At 63.5% G+C, this 24,145-nt stretch carries 17 protein-coding genes; 9 read left to right on the forward strand and 8 right to left on the reverse strand.

Translation table 11 applies throughout. From position 1 onward, the window contains the following. Positions 1–13: 13 nt before the first annotated feature. Both F6X24_RS14270 and F6X24_RS14275 read right to left on the reverse strand, forming a co-directional pair. On the reverse strand, positions 14–679 hold the full coding sequence (locus tag F6X24_RS14270) for a hypothetical protein (protein ID WP_151088660.1): 666 nt from the start codon (positions 677–679) through the stop codon (positions 14–16). Positions 680–797: 118 nt separating this feature from the next. Beyond that, a complete protein-coding gene (locus F6X24_RS14275) occupies positions 798–2,666 on the reverse strand; it encodes a S8 family serine peptidase (RefSeq protein WP_151088661.1) in 1,869 nt (622 codons plus the stop codon). A 156-nt stretch (positions 2,667–2,822) separates the two neighbouring features. Between F6X24_RS14275 and F6X24_RS14280 the strand changes: the two genes are divergently transcribed. After that, positions 2,823–3,635, forward strand: coding sequence for an OmpA family protein (locus F6X24_RS14280; RefSeq protein ID WP_151088662.1), 813 nt, complete (start codon positions 2,823–2,825; stop codon positions 3,633–3,635). 81 nt (positions 3,636–3,716) lie between these two features. On the opposite strand, the gene F6X24_RS14285 is transcribed toward F6X24_RS14280, so the two are convergent. Both F6X24_RS14285 and F6X24_RS14290 read right to left on the reverse strand, forming a co-directional pair. Continuing rightward, the gene (locus F6X24_RS14285; RefSeq protein ID WP_151088663.1) at positions 3,717–5,117 is read right to left on the reverse strand and encodes a M20/M25/M40 family metallo-hydrolase; all 1,401 of its coding nucleotides are present in this window, start codon (positions 5,115–5,117) and stop codon (positions 3,717–3,719) included. Between the two features lie 137 nt (positions 5,118–5,254). Beyond that, a complete protein-coding gene (locus F6X24_RS14290) occupies positions 5,255–5,815 on the reverse strand; it encodes a histidine phosphatase family protein (protein ID WP_151088664.1) in 561 nt (186 codons plus the stop codon). Between the two features lie 277 nt (positions 5,816–6,092). Here F6X24_RS14290 and F6X24_RS14295 point away from each other — a divergent pair, with 277 nt between their 5' ends. Both F6X24_RS14295 and F6X24_RS14300 read left to right on the forward strand, forming a co-directional pair. Further along, positions 6,093–6,788, forward strand: coding sequence for a response regulator transcription factor (locus F6X24_RS14295; protein WP_151088665.1), 696 nt, complete (start codon positions 6,093–6,095; stop codon positions 6,786–6,788). Between the two features lie 100 nt (positions 6,789–6,888). Continuing rightward, positions 6,889–8,271, forward strand: a complete 1,383-nt coding sequence (locus F6X24_RS14300; RefSeq protein ID WP_151088666.1) for a sensor histidine kinase — start codon at positions 6,889–6,891, stop codon at positions 8,269–8,271. A 326-nt stretch (positions 8,272–8,597) separates the two neighbouring features. Here the strand turns inward: F6X24_RS14300 and F6X24_RS14305 are convergent, their stop codons facing one another. Further along, positions 8,598–9,653, reverse strand: coding sequence for an AAA family ATPase (locus tag F6X24_RS14305; protein WP_151088667.1), 1,056 nt, complete (start codon positions 9,651–9,653; stop codon positions 8,598–8,600). Positions 9,654–9,869: 216 nt separating this feature from the next. Here F6X24_RS14305 and F6X24_RS19480 point away from each other — a divergent pair, with 216 nt between their 5' ends. Both F6X24_RS19480 and F6X24_RS14315 read left to right on the forward strand, forming a co-directional pair. Continuing rightward, positions 9,870–10,196: a transposase gene (locus F6X24_RS19480; RefSeq protein ID WP_151088668.1), complete on the forward strand. Its 327-nt coding sequence runs from the start codon at positions 9,870–9,872 to the stop codon at positions 10,194–10,196. Positions 10,197–10,645: 449 nt separating this feature from the next. Next, on the forward strand, positions 10,646–12,604 hold the full coding sequence (locus F6X24_RS14315) for a beta strand repeat-containing protein (RefSeq protein WP_151088669.1): 1,959 nt from the start codon (positions 10,646–10,648) through the stop codon (positions 12,602–12,604). A gap of 476 nt (positions 12,605–13,080) precedes the next feature. On the opposite strand, the gene F6X24_RS14320 is transcribed toward F6X24_RS14315, so the two are convergent. Continuing rightward, positions 13,081–15,885, reverse strand: a complete 2,805-nt coding sequence (locus F6X24_RS14320) for a hypothetical protein (protein ID WP_151088670.1) — start codon at positions 15,883–15,885, stop codon at positions 13,081–13,083. A gap of 238 nt (positions 15,886–16,123) precedes the next feature. On the opposite strand from F6X24_RS14320, the gene F6X24_RS14325 reads away from it, so the two are divergent. Then, entirely contained in the window at positions 16,124–17,605 is a 1,482-nt protein-coding gene (locus F6X24_RS14325) for an APC family permease (RefSeq protein ID WP_151088671.1), read from the forward strand. 102 nt (positions 17,606–17,707) lie between these two features. On the opposite strand, the gene F6X24_RS14330 is transcribed toward F6X24_RS14325, so the two are convergent. Then, positions 17,708–18,349 carry a carboxypeptidase-like regulatory domain-containing protein gene (locus F6X24_RS14330; RefSeq protein ID WP_151088672.1) on the reverse strand — a complete coding sequence of 214 codons (642 nt, stop codon included), beginning with the start codon at positions 18,347–18,349 and terminating at the stop codon, positions 17,708–17,710. A gap of 148 nt (positions 18,350–18,497) precedes the next feature. Then, positions 18,498–18,950: a hypothetical protein gene (locus F6X24_RS14335; RefSeq protein WP_151088673.1), complete on the reverse strand. Its 453-nt coding sequence runs from the start codon at positions 18,948–18,950 to the stop codon at positions 18,498–18,500. A 182-nt stretch (positions 18,951–19,132) separates the two neighbouring features. On the opposite strand from F6X24_RS14335, the gene F6X24_RS14340 reads away from it, so the two are divergent. The 3 genes from F6X24_RS14340 (at position 19,133) to F6X24_RS14350 (ending at position 24,058) form a co-directional block, all read left to right on the forward strand. After that, the gene (locus F6X24_RS14340; protein ID WP_151088674.1) at positions 19,133–19,366 is read left to right on the forward strand and encodes a hypothetical protein; all 234 of its coding nucleotides are present in this window, start codon (positions 19,133–19,135) and stop codon (positions 19,364–19,366) included. Positions 19,367–19,523: 157 nt separating this feature from the next. Then, positions 19,524–20,714 (forward strand): efflux RND transporter periplasmic adaptor subunit, encoded by a 1,191-nt coding sequence (locus F6X24_RS14345; RefSeq protein ID WP_151088675.1) that lies wholly within the window; start codon positions 19,524–19,526, stop codon positions 20,712–20,714. A gap of 83 nt (positions 20,715–20,797) precedes the next feature. Then, the gene (locus F6X24_RS14350) at positions 20,798–24,058 is read left to right on the forward strand and encodes an efflux RND transporter permease subunit (RefSeq protein WP_151088676.1); all 3,261 of its coding nucleotides are present in this window, start codon (positions 20,798–20,800) and stop codon (positions 24,056–24,058) included. The last annotated feature ends 87 nt before the right edge of the window (positions 24,059–24,145 follow it).

Below are 24,145 nucleotides of genomic sequence, written 5' to 3' on the forward strand. Positions count from 1 at the left end.
TGCAAAGCAGGGTTCAGAACCAGCCTATCTCCAGGCCCAGCTGCCAGCGGGGCGGCTCGGGCAGGGTGGTGCCGGCGAGGGCATTGCTGAGGCGGTAGCGGCCCACCAGCGCCAGCGAGTTGCTGCCTACACGCGCGCCTACCCCACCCTGCCAGCGGGCCAAGTAAGGCGGCTCGTGGGCTACTATTTCGAGCCGGCCACCGCCGGGCGCGGGGCCTTCGGTAGCGTAGGTAGTGGCAAAGGCCCAGCCGCCGTAAGCGAGCAGGTCGACGTAGCGGCCCACGGTGTTGCCGCGCCGGCGGCTGGGATTGAGGCGCAGGCTGCCCTCGCTTTGCAGCTGGTGGTAGCTGAAGAGCTGGCTGTCGAACCCCGAGCCGAAAGGCAGCGGCCGGGCCGCGCCGGGGTCCAGGCCGTAGCGCAGGTAGGCGTAGCGCAGGTCAGTATTGAAGGCCAGGAAGGAGCTCAGGCGCCGCTTAAGCCGGCCGCCCAGCTGCAATTCGGACGAGGCAAAGCCGTACTTCAGGCCGAGCGCGCTGGAGCCCGCCGCCAGGGTGCTCCCCACGTACAGATGCGCGAAATAACGGCGGTTGGGGCCCGTTCGGCTCGGAATAGTATCGTTGGCTACGTCGGTTTGCAGCAGCACCTGCTGAGCCCAGGCCACCGGGGCAACCGCGAGCAAAACCAGTACCAGTAGTCTATCTTTCAACATGTTATCCTGTGCCACTGACTATTGACGTCGAACTGCCTGTTTAACTGAATTTGCCGGTACGCCTACGCGACCGCGCTCTCTACATAGCTTATTCATGATATTCGCCAGTATAGCCCTGGTAATAAACCCGGAGCACATTGCCGCCGCGCGTGAGGCGGCGCGGCACCTGCACTACCAGGCGCTGAGTGGTAGCGCGTACTTCGTAGCGGTGCAGCACGCCCCGGGCATTGGCCAGGTGCCAGTAGAGGTGGGGTGGGTAGGCTGGGTAAGCGGCCAGCGCGGGCGCGGTATCGGCCGGCGCGGGCTGCTCTTTGCCGACCGGCGCCACATTCGGAGCCGTGGGGGTGGGCGAGCCGGCGGGCCGGGCCGGGGCGGGCGGGCTTAGCCAGTCGGTAGTGCCAGGGGTCAGCTCGTCGGCTTCGGCTACCAGGGGCAGTGGGCGGGCGGCGGGCACGGTGGCGGCGGGCCGCAGCACCACCGCTACCAGCGAATCGTGCACCACGAAGTCGAAGGTGGGCGCTACCGCCGGCAGCGGACCGTTGAGCCGGGCCAGCAGGCGGCTGGCTTCGGGCCGGCCGTAGCCGTGGGCATAGTCATAATACGGAAATAATTCGCCGGCCTCGCGCACCTGCCGAAACAGCTGCATAGCCGTGAGCCTGCCGCCGCTGGCCTGCTGGGCGCAGGCTGCCAGCCCTGCCACCAGCGGCGCCGAAAAAGACGTGCCCTCGACGCGCTCGAAGCCACCCGCCGCACTGGCCGTGAGCACAATCCCAAACGCTGACACGTCGGGCTTGAGGCGGCTGTCGGCGCTGGGGCCCACCGAGCTGAAGGCCAGGTGCAGGCCCGTGGCCGGGTCGAGCCCCCCCACGCCCAGTACCGAGTCGGCATCGGCGGGCGTGCCGATGCGCACCCAGTCGTCGTCGCCGTCGTTGCCGGCGGCGCTCACTACCAGTATTCCCTTGCGGGCCGCCAGCGTGGCCGCCCGCCCAATGAGCGAGTGCCGGCCATCCATCTGCTCGGGAAAGTAGCGCTGCTCGGTATAAGCCAAGGAGGAGCTGATGATGTCCGCACCCTGCTGGTCGGCCCACTCCACGGCCCGGAGCCAAGCCTCTTCTTCGGTAAAGCGCTCGCTGGCCAGGCTTTCAGTGCGGGCCAGCAGGTAGATAGCCGCCGGGGCCAGGCCCAGCGCCGGGCCGGGGTGCAGGCTATCGGGGGCGGGCAAGCGGCCGGCCAGGCAGCCCAGCACCTCGGTACCGTGCGCGCCGCCCCGAAATACGTCGGGCTGGTTTTTCAGGAAGTCGTAGGTAGCCGCAATGCGCCGCTCGTGCCGCAGCGCCCGGAACGCCGGGTGCCTGTCCGTGCCGCGAAACCCGACGTCAAGCACCGCAATGCGCACCCCCTGCCCCAGCAGGCCCGCCCGCTTGAGGTCGACCCGGCCCAGGGCCGCCGTTTGCTGCCGGGCCAGCTGGTAGTCGGCGGGCGAAATGGCCGACTGGGCAGCATATAATGATTTTTTATTATATAGTGAATTTATAATTTTTTCCCTCCCCAACCGGGCTGGCCGCAGCCGCCCGCTTACCGGCCAGGCTACTACGGCCGCCACGCCGGGGAGCCGGCGCAGCGCGGCAGCCTGGGCGGGCGTGGCGCGGCACGCCACGGCATTAAACCAGCGGCTGACGACGGTTAGCGTATCGACGCGGGCGCGCACGGCGGCCACGTAGTCGGGCCGCACGGGGCGGTCGGTAAACTCGGCGGCGGGCAGGCCCTGCCGCTGCCGCCGCGCCTGCGCGGCGGCGCTGAAGTAGCAGGCCGGGTCGAATGGCACGCCGTCTTTGTTGCTGAAACGGACCCAGTACCGGGTAGCCGCCGGGCTGCCCGGCGCTACCGGCCGCGCCCGGCCCTGCGCCAGCCCAGCCAGCAGTCCAATACCGATACTCAGAAGTGCAACTATGCGCATACTATACAAAAGCCCCTGCCCGGCTACTGCGCAAAAGTACCCCGCCGCCGGGCTCCGGCCAGCCCGGCCGGGCAACCTGCGCTTTCACTGGTTCGTTTAGCGCGGGTGCCCTGGTTAGCGCCGGGACGTTTCTACCGCCTTACGTGCTTTAACCTTATGCATTTTTTCACGAAGCAGGCCGGGCCGGTGGCTTCGGTGCTGCTGGCCGCCGCCCTGCTGGCGCTGCCCGGCTGCAATAAAAAAGAAATCGCCGCCCTTCAGCAGCAAAACGCCGAGCTGACGAAGTCGCGCGACCAGCTTCAGCTGGAAAAAAGCGCGCTGCAGCAGGCTAAGGACCGCACCGAGGCCAGCCTCAACAGCAGCCTGCTGAATAAAAGCAGCCAGGTAAACCAGCTTAACCAGACGCTCGGGATTACGGAGCAGGACCTGGCCGGCAAAAATGCCCGCGTAGCGGAGCTGCAGCGGGTACTTGACGAAAAGGAGGCCGCCACCAACGCCCTGCGCAAAAAGGTGTCGGACGCGCTGCTGGGCTTTAACTCCAACGACTTGCAGGTGAACGTGAAGAACGGCAAGGTGTACGTGTCGCTTTCCGAGCAGCTGCTGTTTAAATCGGGCTCGACCCGCGTGGACCCGGCCGGGCAGGACGCCCTTATTAAGCTGGCTAATGCCCTCACGGGCAACAAGGACGTGAATATTCTGGTTGAAGGCCACACCGATAATGTGCCCATTAAAGGCGTGGTAAACGGCGCCAAGGACAACTGGGACCTGAGCGTGCTGCGGGCCACCGAAATCACGCGCCTGCTCACGGCTGCCGGCATCGACCCCACGCAGATAACACCTTCGGGCCGGGGCCAGTATCTGCCCGTAGCGGCCAACGACACGCCTCAGAATAAAGCCATTAACCGCCGCACCGATATTATCCTGACGCCGAAGCTCGACGAGCTGTTCTCCATTCTTGACACCCAGTAGCCTGCCTTGAAAAAAGGTAAAAGAGAAGGGGTAAAAGATGGTCTGCCATCTTTACCCCTTCTCTTTTACCGCCTCCCGGCGCTACAACCCGTACTTACCCAGCAGATAAATCAGGGTGGCCATGGCTGCTCCGCCCAGCTCCAGCTCGCGCTTGTTTACCTGCTCAAAGGTGTCGTTGGCCGTGTGGTGCAGGTCGAAATAGCGCTGCGAGTCGCACTTGTAGCCAAAGAGCGCGGTCGGATGCACTTTCTCGCTCAGCGGCTCGATATCGGTGCCCGAATGGCCGGGCAGCAGCTCATCGGCCAGGTAGGGCCGCAGCAGCGGCTTCCAGGCGGCTACTTTGCGAAATACCGCCGGCGTGGCTTCCACGGTGAAGCCGCGGGGGGTGAAGCCTCCGCCATCGCTCTCAATGGCCGCCAGGTGGGTTTCGTGGTTTTGCCGGGCCTGGTCGGCGTACTTCTCACCGCCGCGGGTGCCGTTCTCCTCATTCATGAAAAGGACCGCCCGCACGGTGCGCTCGGGGCGCAGGCCGGCGGCTTTGAGCAGCCGCAGAGCCTCCATGCTTTGCACCACGCCGGTGCCGTCATCGTGAGCCCCCTGGGCGAGGTCCCAGGAGTCGAGGTGGCCGCCCACGGTAATTACCTGCTCGGGGTATGTCGAGCCGCGCACTTCCCCTATCACGTTGTAGCTTTTTTCGTCGGGCAGCATCTGGCAGCTCATTTCCAGCTCAAACTGTAAGCCAGGGTCGGCGGCCAGCAGCTGGCTGAGCTGGTCGGCGGCCACCGTGCTGAGGGCCGCGCCGGGCACTTTGGTGGGCGTATCGCCGTAGCTGGTAGTGCCCGTGTGCGGATAGTTATCGTGGGCGGCGGTGAGCGAGCGCACGAGCGCACCCACCGCGCCGCGCCGGCCCGCCTCGGCCGGACCGCTGCGCCGCTGGTCGCCGGCCGCGCCGTAGGCCGCGCCCGGCTCAATGAGCGCATCGTCGAAGGGCCGGTTGAAGAAGATGAATTTACCCTTCACCGCCGCATCGGGCAGGGCTTTCAACTCGGCCAGGCTCTTCACCTCCACTACCCCGGCCCGCAGGGGCTTGTTATTAGGGGTAGACACCGAATTACCCAGCGCGCATACGGCCACGCTGATGCTCTTGCCTTTATTGCCGATAATCTGGCCCTTTTCTTTAGCCCCGCGCACCCAGTGCGGCACCAGGCATTCCTGCAAGTACACTTTATCGAAGCAGCCGGCTTTTTCCATCGTCAGCTTGCCCCACTCCACAGCCAGGGCGGCCTGCGGCGACCCGGCAAGGCGCCCGCCTATTTTCTGGCACAGGTAGCGCAGGTTGTCGTAGCTCTGGCCGCGTAGCAGGGCCTCGTCGTAGATTTTGCGAATAGCAAGTGAGTCGGTTTTAGCGGCGGTTTGGGCCGAAGCAGGGGCCACGCTGCCGGCCAGCAGGCCGACAAAAAGCAGAGAGGAAAGAGCGCGCATAAGCAAAAGAAAGGGCGGCAAGCCCCGAAGTCAGCCAAAAGTACCAGCCCGCGGCGACTTGCCGCCTCCGGCAGGCATTCAGCCCCGCGGCGCAGGCGCACTTTAGCCCGGAAAAACTGTCGGAATCGCGCGAAGCGCTACCGCATACCGCCTCCTCCTGCCCCGCCCGCCGGCGGGGCGGCTCCGTAGCGACTTACCACCAGCCTGGCCGGCTGCCCCGGCCGCCGCGTCACTTTAAAAAGGTAGTTATACTCCTCCTCCCTAATCTCGGCGAGCGGCGTAGTAGCGCCCAGCGCGGCCAGCAGCGGCAGCAGGGTATTGGAGTGGCCTACCACCACCACGGTTTTGCCCGCGTACTGCTGCCCGAGGCGGGTGGCCAGCGCCGCCGGGTCTTTGGCAGTGTACACTTCGGGTGTAAGGCCCGTGGCCCGCGCTAGCGGGGCCAGCGTGGCGCGGGTGCGGCGGGTGTCGGTGGTGAAGAGGGCGGCCGGGTGGCGGCCTTCCAGGCGCCGGGCCAGCAGCTGCGCCCGCGCCTCACCGGCGGCGGTTAGCGGTGGGTCGGCGAGGCCCGGCGTGAGGTCCTTTTCGGCGTGGCGCACGAGGTAGATGGTGGTAACGGGCGGCCGGGCCGCCACGCTGGCACAGGTGGCCAGTACCAAGACTACACTAAAAAGCAGCTGCCGCAGGCCGGTTTTCATGGGGTAAGGCAAGGAGTTTCGGCAAAAAAGATTACCTGCCAAAGGTAGCTGCCAGGCAAGCGGGACCCTAAAGGCCACCTGCTTTCAAGAATTTCTATTCTTTTTTCGAGGCAAGCGAACTACTCAGGAACCTGAACCCAGCGACTGATAAGCTTCAGCCGGAAATATTTTTTCGATTATTTCTTCATCTTCATCCAACAGACAGCTAATCTTCATCTTCATTTAACGGCCACTGTCCGTATGTTGTACTATTATTCCTCTTTTCCCTCCCTGCTCCATGCACGTTTTGCTCGTTGAAGACGAAAAAAGCCTCCACCAGGAGGTACGCCAGTTTCTGACCCAGGCCCAGTACCTGGTCGATTCGGCCTACACCTACGCAGAGGCCTCGGAGAAGCTGTTTGTAAACTCCTACGACTTTGTGCTCCTCGACCTGGGCCTGCCCGGCGGCGACGGCCTCGATTTGCTGCGCGATGCCCGCCAGAGCGAGAAACAGGAGGCTTCGTTTATTATCCTGACCGCGCGCGGCGCGCTCGACGACCGCATCAAGGGCCTCGACCTGGGGGCCGATGACTACCTACCCAAGCCGTTTTCGCTGCTTGAGCTCACGAGCCGGATGCAGGCCATCACGCGCCGCAAGTTTGGGTTGAAGCGGCCCGAAATCGTTTTTGGCGATGGCTTTGTGCTCGACGTAACGGCCCGCACCGTGCGCTACGGCAGCACGCCCGAAGTGCCCGGCCCCGAGGTGCCGCTCACCAAGAAAGAGTTTGATTTACTGCACTATCTGCTGCTGCACCGGGGCCGCGTGCTCACGCGCCTACAGCTCGGCGAGCACCTGTGGGGCAATGTGCTGGAAGACGACTCGGACTCGAACTACATCGACGTGCACATCAAGAACGTGCGCAAAAAGCTGGCCCAGTTCGGCTCGGCCGACTTTATCGAAACCGTGCGCGGCATCGGCTACCGGGCGGTGTAAGCTTGAAGCCTGGTTCACGTAGAACGTCATGCTGAGCCTGCCAGGCAGCTCAGTATGACGTTCTTTCTATTTGGCTAGCCCCGACTTTTAGTTCCAAACTATGCGACTCGAAACTAAGCTCGGCCTCTTCAACGGCCTCTCGAAGCTGCTGCTGGTGTTGCTGGGAGCCATGCTTATTCCGCCCATTGTGCAGCGGGTGGCGGTGGCCCACACCGACCAGCGCCTGCGCGACAAGCGCAAGGAGCTGCTGCACCTCATCAGCCGCGATGGACTGGCCGTTTTTTTGCGGGCCGAGCGCGACGAGTCATACGCCGATTATAATATATTAAAACAGGAATACATTACCCTGACGCCGCTGCCGCCCGCCCCGGCCGGCACGATACTCGCGCCAACCGAGCATATTTTTGAGGAGCCCCGGCAGGTTGACAAGCAGGTCGAGGACTTCCGGATTCTGAGCTACGTTGCGCCCCTGCAAGTACCCGGCAACGCGGCCAGCAGCGTCGCGCCCCGGCGTTACCGCCTCGAAATCGGCTCGTCGCTGGCCACCGTCGAGCTGCTCACGACCACGCTGCGGCGGCTGGCCCTGTGGGTGCTGGTGGCCGGCGCGCTCATCACGGTATTTACCGATGCGGCCTTTGCGCACTACCTGCTGGGGCCGCTGCGCGAGCTGATTTCGCGCAAGCTGCGCGGCATCCGGCAGCCGGGCGAATTCTCGTTTCAGCGCCTTGATACCGATACAACCGACTTCCGGCGGCTCGACGACTCGCTTTCGGCCCTGATGCGGCAGCTGCAAACCTCGTTTGAGAAAGAGCGCGAGTTTATGAGCAACGTGAGCCACGAGCTGCTCACGCCCACCAGCATCTTGCAGTCGCGCTTCGAAAACATGCTCCAGGACCCTACCCTGCCCGAAGCTCACGGCCGCCAGATAGTAGAGTCGCAGCGCACGCTCTACCGCCTGCGCAATACGGTGCGCACGCTGCTGCTGATTGCAAATATAGAGAATGAACAATATTTGCGCGATGCCAGCGTGAGCTTAACCCAAACCGTGCACGACGTAGCCGAGGAGCTCGACGACCGCCGCCAGCAGCGCGAGATAGCGCTGCACATCGACCTCTCGCCCGACCACACAGTGCCCCGTGCCAACGCTACGCTGCTGCATACGCTGCTGCGCAACCTGCTCAGCAACGCCATCAAGTACAACCACGAAAACGGCCGGATTCGGGTGCTGGGCCGCCCCACTGCGGCCGGTGGCTACCAGCTGCGCGTCGAAGACGAAGGCCCCGGCATCGCGGCCGAAAACCTGCCGCTGCTCTTCGACCGTTTCCGGCGCTTTCACGCCACCGGCCCGCAGGCCCCCGAGGGCTACGGCCTGGGCTTGCCGATTGCGCAAACCATCGCCGCCTTTCACCACGCCACGCTCCGGGCCGAGTCGGAAGTGGGTAAGGGCACGGTATTCATCCTGGAGTTTGCGCCTGCTGCTTAAAGTAACGGAGTGCTAAACCCCTCACTGGCGCGAGTTTAGGCGCAGCCGTAACTCGTGCCTTTTCTTCTTGTGGAGGTTGCACCTCCACTGCCGCGCCAGCGGCAAGCGGCGGCCGGGCTGGTAGTAGTGGCACAGCAACGGCTCGTTCTATAGGAGGCACAGCCTCCACCGAAAAAATAGTCACGAGTTACGCTGCGCTAAACTCGCGCCAGTGAAAGGGTAGGTGAAGCGGTAGAGATGCTTCGACAAGCTCAGCATGACGTTCTTTTTATTTTAGTCTACTTCCTAAACAGGTTTTAAGAAAAGACAGTGGCGAACAAAGGTTATTACCCTAGCGCCGCCCGCACTTGCGCTACCCGTTCCTCCAAGCTGCCATCGAGCAAAGTATACGGGATGCCCAGCATCTCCAGCTGCATCAGAATAGCGCCGTGCTGAAACTGGCGCAGCGCTTCGGGGCCGCGCCAGCCATCCTGCTCGAAGGGGACGGTGGGCATACACACGAAGGTGCGGGCATAGCGCCGGCCGCACACCCGTGCCAGCGCCTGCAAGGCGGGGTCGCAGCGATGAAAATAGTAGTAGGAATAAAGCGCTGTGGTAGCCGCGTTGGTATCGCAAACGAGCCAGTCGTGCGCGCGGGGGGTGGCTTCATCTTCCAGCTCCAGCTGGCGGCGGCCGATGTAGAGCAGGTCTTCGTAGACCAGCTCACCGTTTTTTTGCTCGTGCAGCAGGCGGCCATATTCGGGCACCCACACGGTACCGAGCGCTTCGGCCAGTGCGGAGGCCAGGGTGGTTTTGCCGCTGCTCTCGGCCCCGAGCAGCACCAGCCGGGGCAGGGCGGCGGGCGGCACCGCGCCGTACTGCGCCGCGATAAAGGGGTGCAGCAGGGACAAAGAGTTGTCAGCCACGAGGGTATTATCAGCCAATGCGGCGCGAAGCCGGGTACCGCTAACGGGTACCCGCTGCCGGGTGATATCGACCAACACATGCGCCGCCCCCAGGTGCCCGGCAAAGCCGGGCCCATAGGCTTCGCTGCTGAACACTACCTCGATGCGGTAGCCGTGGCGAGCCAGCCACTGCCCGATAAAAGCGCGGTGGGTGTGATCGTCGGCAGTATCGGGCGGCACGCCGTCGGTGCCCGCCGTGAGGGCTATAATACGGAGCGGCGTGGCGCCAATGCGCGGCCCCTGGGCGTAGTCGTCGCCGCGATACAGCTCGCGCAGCCAGGCCGCCCGCTCGGGGGCGGGGTGCGCCGGGTCGTCGGGGTTGGCATACACGAGCACGAGCAGCTCGGCTACCTGGGCAGCGGCTGTTTCGAGCAGCAGCTGATGGCCCCGGTGCGGGGGCCAGAACTTGCCTACGACGAGGCCAAGGGAGAAAGGCATGAGTGGAAGGTAGCCAAAGCTTTTGCTTGCCGCCGTGGAGGCATGGGAAAGTGGCGCAAACTACAACGCCCCGCCTGCTAGCGCGCCGGCTTCGGCCGCCACGGCGGCGGGCGCGGCCCTGCAGGGGGTTGGCAAATAGAAGGGCTATGTAGGTTTGTTCTATGTTTCGCGCCGCTTACGCTACCGATTTAACCGACCGATACCGAATGGCCACTAATGGAGCCTTACCTGCGCAACAGTGGCCTGGGTCGGCCGCCGTTGCACCATAAACGGGAGTTGCTCCACGCTATTTTTTACCAATTGCGCGCCGGCGGGGCCATGGCCCTGCTGCCACATGATTTGCCGCTGTGGCGCACGGTCTATAAGCAGTTCGAAGCCTGGCGCGAGGACGGTACCTGGGACCGCTTACTCGCGGGCCTGCGGCGGCAAGTGCGCCAACTCACCCGCGAGCCGGAACCGACAGCCGGGGCCATCGACTCGCAGTCGATACGCATAGGCAGTCAAAGGGGGGCTGCCACGGCTACGAGGCCGGTAAGCAAGTAGCTGGCCGCAAGCGTCATATTGCCGTCGACACCTTGGGCCTGCCGCTGGCTGAGTAAGTACCGGCGCGAAAAGCACCCTTGTCAGCCCGCGGGTGCGCGCCGGCATAACTCGGGCCTAAGCCCAGGGCCAGCACGTGGTCCGCCCCGCCTGGCTCCGGGCAAACAGGAGGCCATTGCGCAGCTCCTGCGCGAAGGTCTGGCCATGAATGAATCAGGTCAGCAAGCAGTTAAGCGGGGCTTCGCGTGTAAATCCGCCCGTTTAGAAGAATCCCTTTTACCCCCAGACCGCCGTGACCAGCGGAGTTAACACAAGCAGGAGAATAGACAAACAAATAATTCATGTGACGTGTATCTTAGTGCCGGTCCTGTCTGAGCATCAAGTTGATGCGGCCCGCTTGCTGGGCCAAGAGGCGGAACCAGGCATTCCCTCATTCTTTTTCTATTAAACGCATGAAAAATCCTTACACTGTCCTTGGGCAAGCCGCCCATACGCGCCGCCTGGCTTTTCGCGCTTCTTGTCTGTTGCTGACTCTGTGGCTAGCGCTGCCGTCCCGCACAGCCTCGGCCCAGGCCCCCGCCTGGGCCGGGGCCATCGGCGTCATCAGCCAAAGCGGACTCCTCAGCGAGGCCCGCGCCGTGGCCACCGATGCCCGCGGCAACGTTTTCGTGACGGGCCGCTTTGTCGGGCAGGTCGCCTTTGGCAGTACGTTGCTTACTAGTCAGGGGGGCGCGGACCTGTTCGTGGCCAAGTACGTGCCCGCCACCAGTACCTGGGCGTGGGCTCAAAGCGGGGGCGGCGTCCTGGCCGACGTGGGCTACGGCATCGCCGTGAGCGGCACCAGCGTGTACGTGACGGGCTACATCTCCAATAATGCTACTAACGGCGCCGGGGTCCTGTTTGGCGCCTCGGGCAGCACGCCCGGTACCGTGCAGGTGAACGGAGCCAGCCCTGCGCCTAATCCCGACCTACTGGTGGCCAAGTACACCGACAACGGCAACAATGCCACGCTGAATTGGACTCAGGTGGGCGGCGGCACCGGCGCCGACACCGGCTACGGCATCGCCGTGAGCGGGGCCAACGTGTACGTGACGGGCAGCATCAACAATACCACGACCAACGCCAACAGTGTGCTGTTTGGAAGCGCAGGCATCACGCCCGGCGCGGCCGTTCAGTTGGGAGCCAGCAATACGGCCAGCTCCGACTTAGTAGTGGCTAAATACACCGACAACGGCAGCAGTGCCGCGCTGAGTTGGACCCAGGTAGGCGGCGGCACCGCGGACGACTTTGGTTATGGCATCGCCGTGAGCGGGGCCAACGTGTACGTGACGGGCAGCATCAGGAATACCACTGCCAACGCTAATAGTGTATTGTTCGGGGGCGCAGGCACCACGCCCGGCACCGTGCAGGTGAACGGGGCAAACGGCAGGGCTACGGACGATGTTTTTGTGGCCAAGTATACCGACAATGGCAGCAGTGCCGGGCTGGGCTGGACCCAGGTGGGCGGCGGCACGGGCTCCGACGGGGGCTTCGGCATCGCCGCGAGCGGCACCAACGTGTACGTGACGGGTACCATTAACAACTCCGCCACCAACGCCAATAGTGTGTTGTTCGGCGGCTCGGGCACCACGCCCGGCACCGTGCAGGTGAACGGAGCCAGCAGCGCCGCACTTGACTACGACCTACTGGTGGCCAAATACACTGATAACGGAAACAGCGCCGCACTGGGCTGGACCCAGGTGGGCGGCGGCACCGCTAACGACTTTGGCTACGGCATCGCCGTGAGCGGCACTAGCGTGTACGTGACGGGTAGCATCACAAACACCACCACCAACGCCAACGGTGTATTGTTCGGCGGCTCAGGCACCACGCCCGGCACTGTGACGGTGAACGGGGCCACCGCCACCGGCAGAACGACCCAGGACTTGGTATTGGCCAGGTATACCGACAATGGCAGCAGTGCCGCGCTAAATTGGGCCCAGGTGGGCGGCGGCACCGCTGACGACGTGGGCTACGGCACCGCCGTGAGCGGGCAGAATGTGGTGACCGTGGGCAACGTGGTCCCCAGCGCGACCTTCGGCAGTTACACTATCCCCGTCACGTCTAACGGCAGCACGCTAGTGCTGGCCCGCGTGGTAGACACCAGCCTCTCGCCGCTAGCCGTGCGTGGCCTGGCACGGGGCGCGGGTTCTGTGCAGCTCTATCCTAACCCGGCGGCCGGCGGCGTAGCCACGCTTACGGGCGCAGCGCCCGGCACCGTCGTGACCGTGCTGGACGCGTTGGGCCGCTTGGTCACGTCAGTCCCGGCCGATGCCTCGGGTGCAGCCGCGCTGGTGCTGCCGGCGGGGGTGCCAGCGGGCGTGTACGTGGTGCGCGCTGGCAACAAAGCCCTGCGTCTAGCAGTGGAGTAAGGCATCCGCAACAAGGGCGGACCCTCTCCACCGGTCATCGGGTTCCTGTGGAAAACGTATCCTGTTGGCGAATTCGTTTTTAAGCTGTTGACTGAGGTAGTGATTGCTCGAAAGCGGCCGCGTCTGGGTTAACGGCACCTCGTTTCACCACGCAATGATTCGCCAACAGGATGCGTTTGTCACAAGAACCCAAAAAGGGGACGGGCGTAGCCGCAAGGGGGTTCAGAAAAATGCGGCCCCGGGTTTCAAAAAATGGGCAGTCCCGTCTGAAACTCCCGGCTAAAAGCCTGACAAGAATTAAGTTAATCTTAATAATATATTTTTATATATTATTAAGATTATATTTTCAACAAGTTGTAGATTTGATGGGACTCCGCATTATTTACAGAAAGCAGCAAGTAACGAGTAGCGCTAAGCAAAAAAGCTTGAAAATGACTCGTATCGAATAATATAGTTTTTTACTATCCTACTCCCTCTTATGGCCGCGCTACCTCATCGCGGCGCAGCTCGCGGCGCAGTAGCCGCAGCAGCTGATAGCGCTGGTGGGCCGCATCATAGCGCAGGGCCACGCCGGTGCCGGTGCTGGGCCACACGCCGGCCGCGCCGGGGCTGCCGGCACCGGCGCCCAGCGCACGGCCCTGGCCGTCGAACAACGATACCTGCCCCGGCTGCGGCTCGGAGAGAGCCAGCACCTGCCCCCCGCCCGTACTACCGAAGTCGAACCATTGCACCGGCTTTGGACCGGAGGTAAGCAGCTGGCGGCTCAGCAGCGGCACCACCCCGGTGGGGCTGAATACATCGAGCTGGCCGCCATCCTGGCGCACCACCACAAACGAGCCGGCACGGCCCTCGGCCTCCGGCACGAGCCGGAAGCTGGCCGTACGGCTCCAGGTAGCAACGCGCCGGCGGGCTGTGATGTCGCCGCTGAGGGTAATAGTAAGCAGTTCGCCGTGCTGATTGACAACCCGCAGCTGGCTGCGGGCCAGCGTACTACCGGCCGTAGTGAGCAGTGGACCTTCGAGCCGCGCCCCGGCGCTGACGGGAAAGCCCGGAAAGCGCCCCCCCGCCTGGTCGAAGGCATACACGTAGCCATTGCGCAGGGCAGCCACTACCACGTCGCGGCCCCCTACGGTAAGCAAGACCGGCGGGCCGGCCAGGGGTGCTTCGAGCCGGTGGGGCCAGCCGGGGTAGCGGCGGCCATTGGTATCAAACAGCAGCAGGTCGTTGGCCGTTGTGGCCACCAGCACCCGGGAAGACGTGCCCGCCACTACGGCGGCAACGGCAGCGGTATCGGGCAGGTTGAAGGGGAAGCCGGCCGCCTCCCGGCCATCGACCGGGCTAAGCCAGTGGAGGCGGTGCGCCGTGGCCAGCAGCAGCCGCCCGCGCAGCAGGCGCGGCCCGGAGCCCACTACGGGGCCCGGCAGGGTATCGACCCACGCCCGGTTGGTGGTGCCGGCGGGCAGCAGGCGCAGCTGCCCCAGCGAGTCGGCCACTACGATGGGAGACGCCAGCGAGCCATCGGCAGTCGGCACGGCGGGCAGCAGCACCGGCTGGCCGGCCAGCACGGCGGGGAAGCGCAGGCGCGCGCTGCTGCCCGCCGCGGCCGAGTCGGGCGTAAGGGCCTGGCCGGGGCGGCGCAGTACCAGCTGCGCAAAATACTGGCTGCCGGGCTCAAAGGCCACCCGAAGCTCCTCGGCGGGCTGCTCGGGCGGCACCAGCTGCCAGGCTACCTGCGAAAAGTAGCGCAGTAAGCTTTCGTTGCGCAGCAGGCCGGCCCGGCGCTCTTCGGCCAGGTTGCCGAGCAGGGCATTCCAGCCCTGGCGCACATCGGCCAGCAGGGAGAGGCGGGCCAGCGGCAGCATTTGCTGCAGCAGCGCCACCTGCGTGGCCGAGCGGCTCCACACCTGCCCGGCCGCTACTTCGGCGAGGTAGGCGCGCAGGCCAGCGTTATCGCTCAGCACCAGGTAGCTGCCAACCAGCGCCGTACTCAGGGGCGCGGCAGGTTCGCCCGCGGGCCGAGCCGCCGCTAACGGTCCCAAGAGCTGGTCGGCGGCGAAGCCTGCCTCGTACTGCTCATAGGGCCCCACCCTGCTGAATGCCGGCGAAGCCCCGCCCAAGCGGCGCAGCCGGGCCAGCCAGCGAGCCGCACGGCCCGGCACCGGGCTGCGCACCAGCCACAGCCGCACGGGCGCCACTCCGGGCGCGGGCGCCGCCAGGTAAGCCAGGGTAGCACCTGGCGTAAGGGAAGCGCGCAGGCTGTCGAGGGCCTGCCTGGTGGCCCGCGCAGTATCGGCGGCCAAGGCCGGGGGCCGGGCCAGCTGCCCGGCCACGGCTACCACCAGGGCCGTGCGCAGGGGCAGCACATCGGCAAGTGCGCGCAAGGGCTGGGCGGGCTGGCCGCGCAGCTGCTGCTGCCAGGAGTTGGCGGCCGTTTCGGGGTTGGCAAAGCCGGTGAGGGTAAGCTGGCCGGGGCCGAATTTCAGGCCCAGCAGGCCTTCGTGAGCCAGCACCAGGGCCTGGTCGAGCAAAGCGTGGGTACCCGGCTGAAAAAGCACATCGAGCAGCCCCGGCAGCCGGCGAAAGTTAACGAGCAGAGTGGCATCCACATCGCGCAGGCGCAGCAGGTCGGTAGTGCCGAAGCCCGCGTGCACGGTCGGCGAATCGGGGTGGCGCAGGCGATTGACTACCGCCTCTACCAGCGGCGCGCAAGTGCTCATCAACAAGTGATTGCGGTAATTGAGCACCGTGAGCCGGCCGCCCTGCCGGGCCGTCAGCTCCTGCAGCTCATAGCCCTCGTAGTCGCGGGTGCCCAAGGTGTAGCGCGGGTCGCGCCCCAGCGTTTCGAGCAGGCCCCGCGCCTGCCGGTACTCGCGTACATTGGCCAGCGGCACCTGATAAAGCGCATCGACCTGCCCCGGCCCGGTGAGGTGCAGCGAGGTCAGCACCAGCTTGCGGCCCAGCAGGGCCAGCAAGCCGCGCTGCCGGCCCGCGAGCGGACTTACGGGCCGCCCGCCGTTGTCGAGGCTGTCGGCCAGGGCCAGCTGACCGGCTACCTGCTGAAAATATCTAACGCCGGTAATATTGTCCCACACGCCGGCCTCCTGCAAGTGCTGCACCAGGGCGGCGTGGTCGCGGGTGGCCAGCACCAGCACCGCATCGTCGGGCACCAGGGCGTAGGGGTCAATGGGCCGGGCGGCCAGCGTGCGGCGGTAATAAACGTAGGTAGCCAGCGAGAGCAGCACCACCATCGCTACCAACAGGGCCAGAAGCTTGCGGGACATGAAGGCAAAAGTAGGCGGCCGGGCCCCAAGCTACCGTACTCCGGCGGGTAGGCCATTCTTTTTACACCACCCGCTCGCTCGGGCAGGCTAAGCTCGTGAAAAGACCCAGAAGCGTAGCGGGCACCGCTCCAAAAAGCATAAAAAATGCGGGCAAATGCAGGAGCAGCCTGCCCGGTTGCCGGCAGTATCAGACGTGGTGCCGTTTCTTTGGCAAAAAACTGCCCATACTCCTGCTTTTATGGCCGAAACCTTACCCCCCTCCTCTACCGACGCTGCGCCCGGCCACTTCCGCCGCGCCCTTACGCTGTTCGATGCCGTAATGCTCGTGACGGGCTCCATGATTGGCTCGGGCATCTTCCTCGTGTCGGCCGATATTGCCCGGCAGGTGGGCTCAGCGGGCTGGCTGCTGGTAGTTTGGCTGCTCACGGGCCTCATCACCATGGCCGGCGCCATCAGCTACGGCGAGCTGGCGGCCATGTTCCCCAAGGTGGGCGGGCAGTATGTGTATTTGCGCGAAGCCTTTGGCAAGCTGGTAGCTTTCCTGTACGGCTGGACGCTTTTCCTCGTGATTCAGACCGGCGTAATTGCCGCCGTAGCCGTGGCCTTTGCCAAGTTTACGGGCGTGCTTCGGCCCTGGTTCTCCGTTAAAAACGTGCTGTTCAGCATTGGGCCGTTTCCGTTCAGCTCGGTGCAGCTGCTGGCCATTCTGCTCATTGTGGGCATCACGGCCATCAATGCGCGCGGGGTGCGGGCCGGCAAGCTTATTCAGAATGTGCTGAGCTCGACCAAGCTCGTGGCGCTGGCGCTGCTTATTCTCTTTGGCCTGTTTCTGGGCCTGAATGCCGACGCCGTGCAGGCCAATTTTCACGACCTGTGGCACGCCACGCGCTCGCCGGCACCGGGGGCCACCGGCGGCATCGTGCCGCTGGGCACCGGCAGCCTGGTTATCGCCATTGGCATGGCCATGACCGGCTCGCTGTTTTCGTCCGACTCGTGGAACAACATCGGCTTCGCGGGCGAGGAAATCCAGAACCCCGAGCGCACGCTGGTGCGCAGCATGGCCCTGGGCACCGCCATCGTCACGGCCCTCTATATTTTAATCAACGTGGTGTACCTGCTGGTGCTGCCGCTTAAAGGCTCGCCCGAGGCCGCGACGCTGGCCGGCCGCGGCATTCAGTACGCCGCCGACGACCGCGTGGCTACCGCCGTGGCCGAGTCGGTGATGGGCACGGCCGGCGCATACGTGCTGGCTATCCTTATCATGCTCAGCACCTTTGGGGCCAACAATGGCATTATTCTGAGTGGCGCCCGGGCCTATTATGCTATGGCGAAAGACGGTCTGTTTTTTCCCTCGCTGGCCACGCTCAACAAGGCCGGCGTACCGGGCCGGGCGCTGTGGGCCCAGTGCCTGTGGGCCTGCCTGCTGTGCCTGAGCGGCAGCTACGGGCAGCTGCTCAACTACGTCATGTTTTCGGTTATCCTGTTCTACCTTATTACGATAATCGGCATTTTCGTGCTGCGCCGCACCCGGCCCGACGCGCCCCGCCCCTACCGCGCCTGGGGCTACCCGGTGCTGCCGGGCCTCTACGTGGTGCTGGCTTCGGCCTTCTGCGTTATCCTGCTCATCGCGCCCGACACGGCCGAATACTCGCGCTACGGCCTGGGCCTGGTAGCGCTGGGGCTGCCGGTGTACTGGCTGTTTCGCCAGCGGCTGCGGTAAGAAGGAACAAAGGGAAGCGCTAACATCAGAGTAATCTGTCTGTTAGCGCTTCCCTTTCAGGCAACAGGTAAGGTGCCACCTTGGCAACCGCACTGGTTTTTTCTACTGCCGGCCACGGCGGCCGGCTTTTTTGCTGCTGGGTGAGGGCAGCAGCGTAACCGTCAGGGGCTGGCCATCGCGGCTGCTGATGGTTTCGTCTTCGTAGCCTCCGTAGCCGATTAGGAAGGTATTTTCGCCATTGGGTACTTCCAGCGTGTAGCTGCCGTTGGCGTCGGTGCTGGTGCCTTTACTGCTGCCGCGCAGCAGCACGGTAGCCCCAACCAGGGGCCGGCCATTTTCGTCGAGCACCCGCCCGGCCTGGGTGCGCGTGGCCGGCGGCGCCGGGGCGGCTACCAGCTCGGGGGCCGGCGCCGGGGCGGCCTCGGCCACTACCGGCGCGGGCAGCGGCGCCACGGGCTTTACGGCCCGCGGCTTGGCAAGCTTCCCTTTAAGCTGCTCTTTCCCGCTGGCCGCCTTAGGGGTGGCTGCTACCGGAGCCGGCAGTGGGGCCGCAACGTTGGCTAAGGCGGGGGCAGTGATGGCCGGCGCAGTAGCAGCGGTTTCCGGGGTGGGGCTACAGCCCGCCAGACCGGCCGCCAGCAGCAGGCCGGCCAAGCTCCGCCCCCAACGCAGATAAGGCCGGTCTGGCAGAAGAGAAAGCGGCTTCAGGCCCGATAAACTTGTTGCAGTAAAAACAGAATTCATTGTGAAGAACAAATAAGGTGCGGCAAGATAAGCGGCGCCTTCACAACGACAAGCAGCTAAATTCCTTTTCTATAAAAGCTGGCCTCCTGGCCGCCGGCCAGGGAGGCCGGCAGCCAGGAGGCCTGACTGCTTAAATAGTAAGAATTTTCTATTTACTGGTCTCGTCCTGGGGCCGCAGTACCGAGCCGCTGGTGTGGTTATCGCCCAGCTTCTGCTCGTGCATCCGCACGCCCTCACCCTGCTCGTCGAGCTCGTAGCTGCCTTCTTCCGTAAAGCCGGGGCCCTGGGCCTGCTCGCCGGCCGAGGTGTGGTTGTTGCCCCCCTGCGGCTCGGTTTCGGAGCCCCCGATGTGCAGGTTGGCCAGCTGGTCTTTCTGGTCGCTGCGCTGGGTGTAGCCATTGGCACCAACGTTGCGGTGGGCCGTGGCATCGTCGCTGGCTTTGTTGTTGCTCTGGTCCTGCTGGTAATCGCGCTGCCGGGCCAGCTCCTCGTTGCCCGGGCCCACGCTGTTGGTAGGGTTCTGATTCGGGGCATCCTTCTGCTGGCCGCCAGGAATAGCCTTAGCAGCATCTTCTTCGAAAAGCTCGTCGCTGAGTATCATAAAAGTCGGGGTGGGTAAGTACTAAATTTGCGCGCTGAAATCACGGCGGCCGTTGGTGTCGGACCACCGCACATCGGCAGGCATCGGTCCTGGGTTGTACGCGTGGCCCGGCCCTAAGTTTGGCCCTGCCCGTAGCGGCGGCAGTTTCTTTGTGCCGGCCCTGCCGCTTTTCTGCCTTGCTTATGGATTTTACCAAGCTCTATCGCCCCAGCCGGTTCAACTCCTGGCAGTTTATCGCCTTCACCGGCCTGCTCATGAGCGGCGGGGCCGAGCTGCTTATTCGCTACCTGGTGCGCCGGCCGCTGCCCGCCGGCTACGGCTGGCTCTACCTATGCTGGGCCACCCTGTTCGTAACCGGAGCCCTGGTCAACCTGTTTGGCAGGCCCCCGGAGCCGGGTCATCATCACCATCACTAAGTGAGGGGCCTATGGGGAAACAGCCTTACTTCTCCTCTGCCTGATAACTCTGCCCTGGCCATCGGACGTATAGCGGTGTCTGCCGGGGTGGTTGGCGGCTTCGTCTTTTAGCAGGCGGGCGGCCCGACCCGGCGCTACGGCTTTACGTTATATACGCATGACTACTCGATTACCAGGCCTCGCGGCCGGGCTGCTGGCCCTACTGAGCGTGGCGGCCTGCGGCTCTAAAAAAGATACTTCTGCTGCGGATGGCAAGGGCGGCAAAGGGGGCAAGGATGGCGGCCCCCAGCCCATCAAGGACTATCCCGTACTGGTGGTGCGGCCCGATACGGTTACGCTTTTCCAGGATTACCCGGCCACGATTCAGGGGCAGCAGAACGTCGAGATTCGGCCCAAGGTAGATGGCTTTGTAGAAGCTATTTACGTGGATGAGGGGGCCAGCGTGCGCAAGGGCCAGAAGCTGTTTCACATCAGCGCCCCGCAGTACGAGCAGGCCGTTCGCACGGCGCAGGCCGGCATCAAAACCGCCCAGGCCGACGTGGACGCCGCCCGCATGGGAGTAAACAAGGTGCAGCCGCTGGTGGCCCGCAATATTATCAGCAAGTATGAGCTGGAGGGGGCCCAATATACTTTGGAATCGAAGGTAGCGGCCTTGGCGCAGGCCCAGGCCACCCTGTCCAATGCCAATACCAATCTGGCTTATACTACCATTACGAGTCCGGTAACCGGCATCATGGGCTCGATTCCGAATAAAATCGGCAGCCTGGTGAGCAGCACCTCCACCGACCCGCTCACCACTATATCAAGTATTGGCAATGTTTATGCCTACTTCTCGCTCAGCGAGAAAGCGTTGCTCAACTTTGCCCGCCGACGCCCCGGCAACACCCTGCAAGACAAGCTGGCCCACGTGCCCGATGTGCGCCTGGTACTGGCCGATGGCAGCGTGTACCCATACACCGGCCGCGTCGAAACGGCTATCGGTCAGATAAATACCGAAACCGGGGCCAGTAGCTTCCGGGCTACGTTTCCCAACCCGCAGGGCTTGTTGCGCAGCGGCAGCAGCGGCTCGGTGCGCACGATGCAACCCATGCAAAATGCGCTTATCATTCCGCAGAGTGCCACCTACGAGCTTCAGGGTAAGCGCTTTGCCTACGTAGTGGGCCAGGATACGGCGGCCCACGCCGTAGCCCTCACGGTAGTGCCCACGCCCGACGGAACCTCCTTCGTGGTGCAAAAGGGCCTGAAAGCCGGTCAGCGCGTGGTGCTGGAGGGCATCAGCGGGCTCAAGGAAGGCATGAAAATCAGGCCCAGGGTGGTGAAGAAAGCCCGGACCGATATGGCAGGCTAGGGTTCAGTTAACGGCGAACCAGCCCTGGTTCACTGGCAGGGGCTCCGTTAAGTGAGAAAGGCTACTTGTTAAATGAGATTTATATGCTGAAAATATTCATCGAGCGCCCCGTGCTCTCCACCGTTATCTCGGTTATTATCGTGCTGCTGGGCGTGCTGGGACTACTGTCGCTGCCCATAGCGCAATATCCGGATATTTCGCCGCCCACGGTGCAGGTATCGGCCAGCTACGCAGGGGCCAACGCCGACGTGGTGCTCAAAAGCGTGCTGGTGCCGCTCGAAGAGCAGATAAACGGCGTGGAGGGCATGACGTACATGACCTCTTCGGCTACCAATACCGGCTCGGGGTCTATTCAGGTATATTTCAACGTGGGCACCAACCCCGACCAGGCCGCCGTCGATGTGCAGAACCGCGTGGCCAGCGCTACCAGCCTGCTGCCGCAGGAAGTAACCCTGGCCGGCGTAACGGTGCGCAAGCAGCAGAGCAGCAACCTGTTGATTTTTGCGCTCTACAGCGATAACCCGGCCTACGACCAGACCTTTTTGCAGAACTACGCGCTCATCAACATTGTGCCCCAGCTCCAGCGGGTCAATGGTGTAGGGGCGGCCAATGCTTTCGGCTCGCGCAATTATGCCATGCGGGTGTGGCTCAAGCCCGACGTGATGGCTATCTACGGCCTCACGCCCGCCGACATCACGGCCGCGCTGGCCGACCAGAACGTGGAGGCCGCGCCCGGCCAGTTTGGCCAGAACAGCGACCAGAGCTTTCAGTACGTTATCAAGTATACCGGCAAGCTGGTGACGGAAGAGCAGTTTGGCAACATCGTGCTCAAGGGCACCTCGCAGGGCCAGCTGCTGCACCTCAAAGATGTGGCCCGCATTGAGCTGGGCGCGCAGGACTACGCCAGCAACAGCGCCACGTTTGGCAAGCCTTCGGTAGGCATCTCGGTGAACCAGACGCCGGGCTCCAACGCCCGCGATGTTATCCAAAAGTCAATCGCCGTGCTGGCTACTGCCGAGAAGTCGTTTCCGGCCGGCATTCACTACACCAACCTGGTGAACATCAACGACTTTTTGGATGCCTCCATCGACAAGGTACTCCACACCCTGTTCGAGTGCTTTGCGCTGGTGTTCCTGGTAATCTTTATCTTCCTGCAGGATTTTCGCTCCACGATTATTCACGGCGTGTCGGTGCCGGTATCCATTATCGGCACCTTCTTCTTTCTCAAGGTTTTTGGCTACAGTATCAATCTGCTAACGCTCTTCGCCCTGGTGCTGGCCATCGGCATTGTGGTCGACGATGCGATTGTGGTGGTCGAGGCCGTGCACGCCAAGCTTGAAAGCGGCTACACCTCGCCGCGCCGGGCGGCCATCGACGCCATGAGCGAGATAACCGGCGCTATCGTGAGCATCACGCTGGTGATGGCGGCCGTGTTTTTGCCGGTCACGTTTATCACCGGCTCGGTGGGCGTGTTCTACAAGCAGTTCGGCATTACCCTGGCGGTGGCCATTCTGATTTCGGCTATCAACGCCCTGACGCTGTGCCCGGCGCTGGCCGCCCTTTTCCTGCTGCCGCCCCACCACGAGGAAGCGAAAAACGCCCCCAAAAAGACGCTTATGCAGCGCTTCAGTGTTTCGTTTAACGCGGCCTATGATGCGCTGGTAGCCAAGTATACGCGGGTAGTAGAGTTTCTGATGGGACGCAAGTGGCTGGCTCTTATTGGGGTAGCCGGCTTTGCGGTAGGCCTCTACGTGCTGATGACGAGCACCCCAAGCAGCTTCGTGCCCAACGAGGACATGGGCACCATCTTCGTCAACGTAAGCCTGCCGCCGGCTTCTACCCTGGAGCGCACGACGGCCGTGAATAATGAGGTCGATAGCCTGATTCGGAAGATACCGGCCGTGCTGGGCACGCTGCGCATCACGGGCCAGAACTTCCTGGCCGGGCAGGGCAGCGCCTACGGCATGGTTATCGTGCGGCTCAAGCCCTGGGACCAGCGCAAGGACATGAACAACGAGGCAGTTATCAAGAAGATAACCCAGCTCACGGCCCACATCCGGGCCGGTGATATCCGCAGCAACTCGCAGCCGACCATCACGGGCTTTGGGCAAACAGGCGGCTTCACGTTTCAGCTCCAGGACCGGGGCGGGCACACCACGGCCGAGTTTTACAAGGTGGCGCAGGACTTTCTGGCGGCCCTCAACCAGCGGCCCGAGATTCAGTATGCGTCCACGGCTTTCAACCCCGGCTTTCCGCAGTATGAGCTGAGCATCAACGTGGCCAAGGTGAAAGAGGCAGGTCTGACTGAAGCCAATATTCTGAATGCCATGCAGGTGTATTACGGCGGCTCGTACGCATCCAACTTCAACCAGTTTGGCAAGCAGTACCGGGTAATGGTGCAGGCCGACAGCAGCTACCGCGCCAGCCCGGCTGGGTTGAACAAGATATTCGTGCGTAATGCCACCGGGGCCATGGCGCCCATCACCGAATTTGTTACGCTGAAGCGCGTTTTCGGCCCCGAGAGCTTGTCGCGCTTCAACCTGTTTACGGCCATCTCGGTCAATGGCTCGCCCAAGGAGGGTGTCAGCTCGGGGCAGGCGCTGGTAGCCATTCAGGAAGTAGCGGCGCAAAAGCTACCGGCCGGCTACGGCTTCGAGTTTTCGGGCATCAGCCGCGAAGAGCAGGGCAGCGGCAAGCAGTCGCTCTACATCTTTGCGCTCTCGCTGGTCTTCGTGTATCTGCTGCTGAGTGCGCAGTACGAGAGCTACATCCTGCCATTTGCGGTGCTGCTTTCCATTCCGATTGGCCTGAGCGGCACCTACTTGTTTGCCAAGCTTTTCGGCATCGACAACAATATCTACCTGCAGATTTCGGTGATTATGCTCATCGGGCTGCTGGCCAAGAACGCCATTCTGATAATTGAGTTTTCGCTCTCACGTCGGCGCGGCGGCGGCATGAGTATCACCGAAGCCGCGCTGGAAGGAGCCAAAGCCCGCCTGCGCCCCATTCTGATGACCTCCTTTGCCTTTGTATTTGGCCTGATGCCGCTGCTGTTTGCAAGTGGCGCGGGGGCCAACGGTAACCGGAGTATCGGCGCGGGGGCCATCGGCGGCATGCTGTTTGGCACGCTGGTCGGGGTGTTTTTTGTCCCGGTGCTGTTCATGATTTTTGAGGGCTTGCAGGAAAGCATCAGCGGTCCGCCCAAAACGCAGGAACAGATTGAGCAGGAAGAGGCGGAGGGTGGTGCTCCCAAAAAAGATGCCGGCGAGCAGAAGCCCGACGGGAAGAAGCCCGACGAGCAAAAGCCGGAAGAAAAACCTGCAGTGCAGCCCGCAATGGCTTAGCCCCGGCTCCCCATGGCCAGCACCCGGCGGCCCGGCGGCCGCGTATAAGCCTCAGAATTACCTCCTAATGACTTGCACTAATTTATA

It is taken from the genome of Hymenobacter baengnokdamensis (assembly GCF_008728635.1).
GTDB classification, from domain to species: domain Bacteria; phylum Bacteroidota; class Bacteroidia; order Cytophagales; family Hymenobacteraceae; genus Hymenobacter; species Hymenobacter baengnokdamensis.